General features: G+C 61.0%; 9 protein-coding genes. All 9 read right to left on the bottom strand.

What is annotated here, in order from left to right:
* The coding region (nudB, locus tag AB4Z11_RS15590) for a dihydroneopterin triphosphate diphosphatase (protein WP_442026160.1) at nucleotides 1-313 on the bottom strand (313 nt) is incomplete at its 3' end.
* A 73-nt stretch (nucleotides 314-386) separates the two neighbouring features.
* Nucleotides 387-2,192 (bottom strand): aspartate--tRNA ligase, encoded by a 1,806-nt coding sequence (gene aspS / locus AB4Z11_RS15585; RefSeq protein WP_442026159.1) that lies wholly within the window; start codon nucleotides 2,190-2,192, stop codon nucleotides 387-389.
* Between the two features lie 24 nt (nucleotides 2,193-2,216).
* The gene (locus AB4Z11_RS15580) at nucleotides 2,217-2,804 is read right to left on the bottom strand and encodes a DUF502 domain-containing protein (RefSeq protein WP_442026158.1); all 588 of its coding nucleotides are present in this window, start codon (nucleotides 2,802-2,804) and stop codon (nucleotides 2,217-2,219) included.
* Between the two features lie 21 nt (nucleotides 2,805-2,825).
* Complete coding sequence (locus tag AB4Z11_RS15575) at nucleotides 2,826-3,113, bottom strand: FmdB family zinc ribbon protein (RefSeq protein ID WP_442026157.1); 288 nt, start codon at nucleotides 3,111-3,113, stop codon at nucleotides 2,826-2,828.
* A gap of 32 nt (nucleotides 3,114-3,145) precedes the next feature.
* Complete coding sequence (locus AB4Z11_RS15570; RefSeq protein WP_442026156.1) at nucleotides 3,146-3,787, bottom strand: methyltransferase domain-containing protein; 642 nt, start codon at nucleotides 3,785-3,787, stop codon at nucleotides 3,146-3,148.
* Nucleotides 3,787-5,355, bottom strand: a complete 1,569-nt coding sequence (ubiB, locus tag AB4Z11_RS15565) for a ubiquinone biosynthesis regulatory protein kinase UbiB (protein WP_442026155.1) — start codon at nucleotides 5,353-5,355, stop codon at nucleotides 3,787-3,789. The genes AB4Z11_RS15570 and ubiB overlap by 1 nt, the downstream gene beginning before the upstream one ends.
* Nucleotides 5,352-5,987, bottom strand: coding sequence for a ubiquinone biosynthesis accessory factor UbiJ (locus tag AB4Z11_RS15560; protein ID WP_442026154.1), 636 nt, complete (start codon nucleotides 5,985-5,987; stop codon nucleotides 5,352-5,354). Before AB4Z11_RS15560 ends, ubiB begins: the two co-directional genes overlap by 4 nt.
* Before the next feature lie 80 nt (nucleotides 5,988-6,067).
* The gene (locus AB4Z11_RS15555; RefSeq protein WP_442026153.1) at nucleotides 6,068-7,012 is read right to left on the bottom strand and encodes a Tim44 domain-containing protein; all 945 of its coding nucleotides are present in this window, start codon (nucleotides 7,010-7,012) and stop codon (nucleotides 6,068-6,070) included.
* An 8-nt stretch (nucleotides 7,013-7,020) separates the two neighbouring features.
* Nucleotides 7,021-7,755 carry a bifunctional demethylmenaquinone methyltransferase/2-methoxy-6-polyprenyl-1,4-benzoquinol methylase UbiE gene (gene ubiE / locus AB4Z11_RS15550; protein ID WP_442026152.1) on the bottom strand — a complete coding sequence of 245 codons (735 nt, stop codon included), beginning with the start codon at nucleotides 7,753-7,755 and terminating at the stop codon, nucleotides 7,021-7,023.
* Nucleotides 7,756-8,020: the final 265 nt, after the last annotated feature.

Here is an 8,020-nt window from a genome sequence, read left to right as displayed (position 1 = left end):
CTTCTACGCTGAACACATGCTCCGTGTTGTGCGTGATGCCGGGTGCGTAGCGATGACGCCAGACGGGATAGATTTCGTAGATATTGGAGAGGCCCCAATCGCGTAAAACAATGTTCTTGCCGTCGGCAACGATGCCGGTTTCTTCGAACAGTTCGCGGGTGGCCGTGGTGAGCAAAGGCTCGTCGGGAAGATCCTTGGAACCGGTTACTGATTGCCAGTAACCGGTTTTGTCGGCGCGCTCAATGAGCAGCACTTGCATGTCGCTGGTGTGGATGACCACCAGCACTGATTCCGGGATTTTGTAAGGCCGCATACGCGTTCAGAACCCAAAACGGAAACCTGGTGGCAGGCACATTGTGCCTGCCACCTGCTTTTGGCCGCGGGTTTTAGCCGGCGACCTTCGGTTCAGGCGCACGCAGGCGGATGTGCAGTTCACGCAGCTGCTTCTCGTCCACTGGCGACGGTGCGTGGGTCAGCAGGCACTGTGCACGCTGGGTTTTCGGGAAGGCGATCACGTCGCGGATGGAATCGGACTTGGTCATCAGGGTCACGATACGATCCAGGCCGAATGCCAGGCCACCATGTGGAGGCGCGCCGTACTGCAGTGCGTCCAGCAGGAAACCGAACTTCTCGCGGGCTTCTTCAGCGTTGATCTTCAGCGCACGGAACACCTTCGACTGCACTTCTTCGCGGTGGATACGGATCGAGCCGCCGCCCAGTTCCCAGCCGTTCAGCACCATGTCGTAGGCCTTGGCGATGCAGGAACCCGGATCGGTTTCCAGCATGTCTTCGTGGCCGTCTTTTGGCGAAGTGAATGGGTGGTGGGTTGCGGTCCAGCGGTCTTCTTCTTCGTCGTATTCGAACATCGGGAAGTCGATCACCCACAGCGGTGCCCACACGTCGTTGAACAGGCCGGCGGCCTTGCCGAACTCGGAGTGGCCGATCTTCACGCGCAGCGCGCCGATCGCGTCGTTCACAACCTTGGCCTTGTCCGCGCCGAAGAAGATCAGGTCGCCGTCTTGTGCGCCGGTCATTTCCAGGATCTTGTTCAGGGCTTCGTCGTGGATGTTCTTCACGATCGGCGACTGCAGGCCGTCACGGCCCTTGGCCTTCTCGTTGACCTTGATGTAAGCCAGGCCCTTGGCGCCGTAGATGGCGACGAACTGGGTGTACGCGTCGATTTCCGAACGCGGCATGTCGGCGCCCTTCGGCACGCGCATACCGACCACGCGGCCGTTCTTCATGTTGGCGGCGCCGGAGAACACCTTGAACTCCACGTCCTTCATCACGTCGGTCAGGTCGGTGAATTCCAGCTTCACGCGCATGTCCGGCTTGTCGGAACCGTATTTGCCCATGGCTTCGGCGAAGTCCATCACAGGGAATGGGTTCGGCAGGTCCACGTCCATGGTGTTCTTGAACACTTTACGGATCATGTCTTCGAACAGATCGCGGATTTCCTGTTCGGTCAGGAAGGAAGTCTCGCAGTCGATCTGGGTGAACTCAGGCTGGCGGTCAGCGCGCAGGTCTTCGTCACGGAAGCACTTGGTGATCTGGTAGTAGCGGTCGAAGTTGGCCACCATCAGCAGCTGCTTGAACAGCTGTGGCGATTGCGGCAGAGCGAAGAATTCGCCGGCGTTCACGCGGGACGGCACCAGGTAGTCGCGGGCGCCTTCCGGGGTGGACTTGGTCAGCACCGGGGTTTCGATATCGATGAAGCCCAGGTTGTCCAGGTACTTGCGCACTTCCATCGACACCTTGTAGCGCAGGCGCAGGTTGTTCTGCATCTGCGGACGGCGCAGGTCCAGCACGCGGTGGGTCAGGCGGGTGGTTTCGGACAGGTTGTCGTCGTCCAGCTGGAACGGCACCGGCACGGAAGCGTTCAGCACTTCCACTTTCGATGCGACCACTTCGATCTTGCCCGACTTCAGGTTGTTGTTGACGGTGCCGGCCAGACGGTCTTTCACCACGCCGGTCACGCGCAGGCAGTACTCGTTACGCACGGATTCGGCGACCTTGAACACGTCCGCCTGCTCAGGATTGCAGACAACTTGCACCAGGCCTTCGCGGTCGCGCAGGTCGATGAAGATCACGCCGCCGTGATCGCGGCGACGGTGTACCCAGCCGCACAGGCTGACGGTTTGGCCTAACAGTGCTTCAGTGGTGAGGCCGCAGTATTGAGTACGCATGGACATATTGATTCTCAGTTCAGGTTGGATTTATTCAGGGGCGACAACGCCCATCGAAACGATGTACTTCAGCGCGGCATCGACAGTCATGTCGAGTTCGATTACGTCTTTCTTCGGCAGCATCAGGAAGAAGCCCGAAGTAGGATTTGGCGTGGTCGGCACGTAGACGCTGATGAATTCTTCGTCCAGGTGCTTGGCCACACCGGCGGCAGGAACGCCGGTCAGGAAACCAATGGTGCGCGAGTTCGCGTGCGGGTAAGGCACCAGTACGGCTTTGCGGAAGGCGTTGCCGGACGAGGAGAACAGCGTGTCCGACACCTGCTTGACGCTGCCATACAGCGAGCTCACGACGGGAATGCGGTGCAGCAGCTTTTCCCATTGCTTGACGACGAAATTGCCGACCAGGTTATTGGTCAGCAGGCCGGTCAGGAACACGATGAGGATGGTCAGGATGGTGCCCAGACCCGGTATATCGAAGCCGATGATCGTGTGCGGCTGCCAGCGCTCAGGCACCAGCAGCAGCGACTGATCCAGCGTGCCGACGATAATGTTCAACACCCAGGCGGTAATCGCCAGGGGGACCAGGATCAGCAAACCGGTAATGAAATATTTACGCATCGTGTTCCTTGAGTGCGGAGCTTATTCCGACTTGGCGGGTGCAGCAGCTGCCGGCGCAGCGGGTGCCGCCGCCGGGGCGTCGGATTTGGCGCCCGTGCCGCTGGACACGCCGGTGGCTGGCGCACTGCCGCCACGGAAGTCCGTCACATACCAGCCGGTGCCTTTGAGCTGGAAACCGGCAGCGGTGAGCTGTTTCTTAAAGGTCGATTTGCCGCAGGATGGGCAATCGGTCAGCTGCGGATCGGAGATCTTTTGCAGCACGTCCTTCGTAAAGCCACAGTCCTCGCAGCGGTAAGCATAGATAGGCATCTTTACTCCGCAAAAAACATCAAAACCCTGAATTATAAGCCTTTTTTCCGGCGCCAGGACATCCAGCGCTCCTTGCCCTGGAAGACAGGGATGGAGTCTTCCACCGGCTCATCCTGTTCCAGCACGAAATCCCGTTCCAGCTGCGCTACCAGTTCCTCGCGGTTGGCGCCGAACGGCGGGCCTTTTTCGTTGTTATCGAAATAGAAATAACCCACCAGCCGCGCGCCTTCCGGCAGCAGGGCCGCCCAGCGCTGGATCACCTGTGGCCACATATGGCGCGGCATGGCGCACAGGAAGGCCCGTTCATAAATGACATCGAGCGGCTTGGGCGGCGCGTAGGCAAAGAAATCCGCTTCCACCACGCGGCCTGCCCACGTGCCGACGTTTTGTCGCGCAGCTGCCACAGCGGAGGGGGAGAAGTCGATCGCAGTGGCGTCCCAGCCCGCCTCGGACAACAAGGCCAGTTCGTATCCGGCCCCGCAGCCTGGAATCAAAACCCGCGGCGCAAGAGCTGGTGGCTGCCACGCCGTGGCAGCCACCTGGTTTGCGGTTTCGGTGACAAAGCGCCGCAGGCGCTCAGGCGCCGCACCGCGGTCCCATGGCGTAAAAGTCTTATCGAAACGTTCATCCCAGAACGCTGGCGACAAAGGGTCGCGCGTGCGGAACTCCGGCATTACATCCCTCCGCGCCAGCGCAGATAAGCCTGGAAGCCAATCGCGCCAACCACAAATGCGCCCACGAAGAACACAAAGAAGGCCAGCAGCCGATTGGTGCGGCGCTGCTCGGCCACGACCTGGCGCAGCAATTCCCGCCCGACTTCATCGCGCTCGCCAGCCACAATCAGCGCCTGCTGCGCCAGGCGTGGCAGCGCAGGCAGAATGTGCGAATAGCGCGGCGCTTCGGCCTTCAGGCGCTCGATCAAGCCGCGGAAGCCCACCTGCTCGGCCATCCAGCGCTCCAGATACGGCTTGGCGGTCTTCCACAAGTCCAGCTCCGGGTCCAGCGTGCGGCCCAGGCCTTCAATATTCAGCAGGGTTTTCTGCAGCAGCACCAATTGCGGCTGCACTTCCACATTGAAGCGGCGCGAAGTCTGGAACAGGCGCAGCAGCACCTGGCCGAAGGAGATGTCCTTCAGCGGACGGTCGAAGATCGGCTCGCAGCAGGCGCGCACCGCCGACTCCAGCTCGTCCACGCGGGTTTCCTTCGGCGCCCAGCCGGACTCGATGTGCGCTTCCGCCACGCGCTTGTAATCGCGGCGGAAGAAGGCCAGGAAGTTCTGCGACAGATAATCCTTGTCGTAATCGTTCAGCGTGCCGACGATGCCGAAGTCCAGCGCGATATAGCGGCCGAAAGTGCGCGGATCAATCGACACCAGGATATTCCCCGGATGCATATCGGCGTGGAAGAAGCCATCGCGGAACACCTGGGTGAAGAAGATCTCCACGCCGTCGGAGGACAGCTTCTTCAGGTCCACGCCCGCTTCGATCAGGCGATCCACCTGCGATACCGGAATGCCGTGCATGCGCTCCATGACGATCACATTGCTGGAGCAGTAATCCCAGAACATCTCCGGCACCAGCAGCAGCTGGGAATCGGCGAAGTTGCGGCGCAGCTGGCTGGCGTTGGCCGCCTCGCGCATCAGGTCCAGCTCATCGTGCAGGTATTTGTCGAACTCGGACACCACCTCCTGAATCTTCAGGCGGTGCGCATCGGCCCACACGCTGTTGATGAAGTTGGCCGCGATGCGCATCAGCGCCACGTCTTCATCGATCAGGCGCTTCATGCCGGGGCGCAGTACCTTCACCGCGACCTGCGTGCCATCCTTCAGCGCCGCAAAGTGCACCTGCGCAATGGAYGCCGAGGCCACAGGCACGCGCTCGAAGCGCGCAAACAATTCATCCGGATGCGCGCCAAGCGAGGCTTCGATCATCGCCATGGCGGTATCCGAATCGAAAGGCGGCACGCGGTCCTGCAGGCGCGATAGCTCGACAACCAGATCGGGCGGAATCAGATCGCTGCGGGTGGAGAGCACCTGGCCGAATTTGACGAAGATCGGTCCCAACTCTTCCAGCGCGCGGCGCAGGCGCACGCCGCGCGGCGTCGACAAGTCGCGCCAGAAGAAGACGAAGTCGAGGAATTTGCTGATGCGTGGCTTATCGAAGCCGGAGATAGCGATTTCGTCGAGTCCGTATTTGACGGACACGCGAACGATTTTGAAAAGCCTGAGGAATTTACGGATCATTGAGCTTCGGGAGTGTCGTGCGCGGCGGCACGGCGCGCCAGTTTCTGTTCGAGTTTTTCAAGGCGCTTGCTGGCGCGTTCCACGTCATCGCGCAGCTTCACAACGTCTGCGCCGAATTGCTCCGCCAGCACGGGGCGAATCAGCAGCGGCTTCTCTTCGAGGAAGTATTCGGCCACGTTCTCGGCCAGCTTGCGCTGCCCGGTCTGCGCTGCGCTCACGGCGGCTTTCGCGCCCTGCACCATGCGCACGGCAGCGATCGGACCAACGACACGCTCCAGGTCATGTTCGGCTTCCCAGCGCAGCGACTGGCTCAGGTGCGAGATGGCGTTCGCGAACTCCGCGTCGCCCTCGATCTGCACATAGGAGAAAGCGCGCTCGCGGTTCTGTGCGATCAGCGGCAGGTCGGACAGCTTGAGGCGGATCGTGACATTGGCCGCGGCTGCGGCAGGCGCCGCTTCCACCATGCCGTCCTGCGTCACGCGCAGGCGCAGCGTGGCGGGGCTGGCATCGATCACCGCCACTTTCCCGGCGTGGAATCTGAGTTCCGCGCGCGCCCAGGCCTCCTGCGCCAGCAAGTGGTTGACGGTGGCGGCGACGGGCACGCCCAGCGAAGGCAAGGAAAATGGGAGCATAAACGTGTGAACAAACAAAAACCGCCCCGGAAAGCCGGAGCGGTCTAGATCTTACCAGTTTGACAGYAGCTGCGCCGCCATCAAGCGATTTGCTGGATACCGCCCAGCAGCCAGCCACGGTCGCCGGATACCGGCTTGACGAGGTTCCAGACTTCCTTGAACGGCTCGGCCAGCGCATCCGGCGCCGACTTGATCATGCCGGTGAAGCGCACGCTGGCCAGGTAGTCCTTGCCGTCGTTCTCGATGCCCAGCAGCTCGGCGTCGATCTGCACCACGTCGGTGTAATCCTTGGTCGCGCCGCGCTCCTGGATCTGCATGCGCAGCTCGGCGAAGACTTCCGGCGTGGTGAACTCGCGAATGTCTTCCACGTCGCCCTTGTCCCATGCCGCTTGCAGGCGGATGAAATTGCCTTTGGCCGAACGCAGGAAGGCCGGGGTATCGAAGTCCGACGGCACGCCCCACTGCTGATGCGCAGGCGCCGCTGGTGCGGCCACCGGCTCCGGCTGCACCGGCTGGGAAGCGGCCGGCTGACTGATGCCCGAGCCGATTTCCGGCGTCTGGTTATACGACTGGTTATAGCTCTGCTGGCCGCCAAACGCCGATACCGGACGCGGTTCCTGCTTGCGGCGCAGCATATTAAAGAGGAAGAAGATCACGCCGCCAACCAGCGCAATCATCAGGATCGAGCCGAAGGCGCTGGCCATCGCGCCGCCCATGCCGAAGTGCGAGAACAGCGCGCCAAGGCCGAGGCCCAGCAGCGCGCCGCCCAGAATGCCCTTCCATGGGCTAGGCGGTTTCGGCGTTACGGCCGGTGGCACGGCGGGAGCCGGCGCCGGCTGGGCAGCCTGGCGCGGCGCCATCGAAGGCGACTGGGACGGCGCCGGCGCGGCCGGCATGCGGCTCACACTGGACGACTGGCGTCCGAAGGAACGGCCGCCGCCCATCGGGCGTGCCGACAGTTCGGCCATCACGCCCATGGCGGTGACGGCAATGGTCAGGCCGACCAGGAATTTCTTGAAGTTCATCAGTCTTCTCACATTTTGATACCGGTATGCAAAGCGGCCACACCAGCCGTCAGGTTGTAATACTCCACGCGCTCAAGACCCGCAGCCTGCATCATGGTCTTCAGCGTTTCCTGATCCGGGTGCATGCGGATGGACTCGGCCAGGTAGCGGTAGGATTCCGCATCATTGGCCACTTTCTGGCCCATCCACGGCAGCACCGTGAAGGAATAGAAGTCGTAAGGCTTCTGCAACGGCTCGGCTACTTTGGAAAACTCCAGCACCAGCAGCTTGCCGCCCGGCTTCAGCACGCGGCGCATTTCGGACAGGGCGACATCCTTGTGCGTCATATTGCGCAGGCCGAAAGCCACGCTGACACGGTCGAAGTAGTTATCCGGGAATGGCAGCTTCTCCGCGTCACACAGCAAGGTGGGGGTCACCAGACCGCGGTTCAAGAGGCGGTCGCGTCCCACACGCAGCATGGACTCATTGATATCGGTCAGCCAGACCTCGCCCGTTGGCCCCGCCTGCTTGGCGAAGACCTTGGCCAGATCGCCGGTACCGCCGGCAATGTCCAGCACCTTCATGCCCGGACGCACGGCCGCGTTGGCGATGGTGAAGGTCTTCCAGATACGGTGCAGGCCGGCCGACATCAGGTCATTCATGACGTCGTACTTTGCGGCAACAGAGTGGAAGACTTTGGCGACTTCCTTTACCTTATCGTCTTCATTGACGGTTTTATAACCGAAGTGAGTAGTATTAGTCATAGTGAGCGAGGCCTTAATGTTGGCAGCATTATACAAGGCCTGGGGGACGCTAATATTTCCTGTTGGGCAACACACAAAGAATCAAAAAAAGTTTGTCAACCAGTTCGCTCAACAGGCGTTAATGAGTTCAGATCCCGTAGTCAAAGAATGGGGTCATTAGCCCACTAGTAGCAAAGAATGGAACTTCAGCAAAAATTGCCCGCGGATATCTTTTTCCCGGAAATCGATGATGCAACCAAGCAATTTATCGATGCCACCCGTGCGC

It is taken from the genome of Pseudoduganella sp. RAF53_2 (genome assembly GCF_052113985.1).
GTDB lineage: Bacteria > Pseudomonadota > Gammaproteobacteria > Burkholderiales > Burkholderiaceae_D > Rugamonas.
This window is presented reverse-complemented; position numbering and strand designations above follow the sequence as displayed.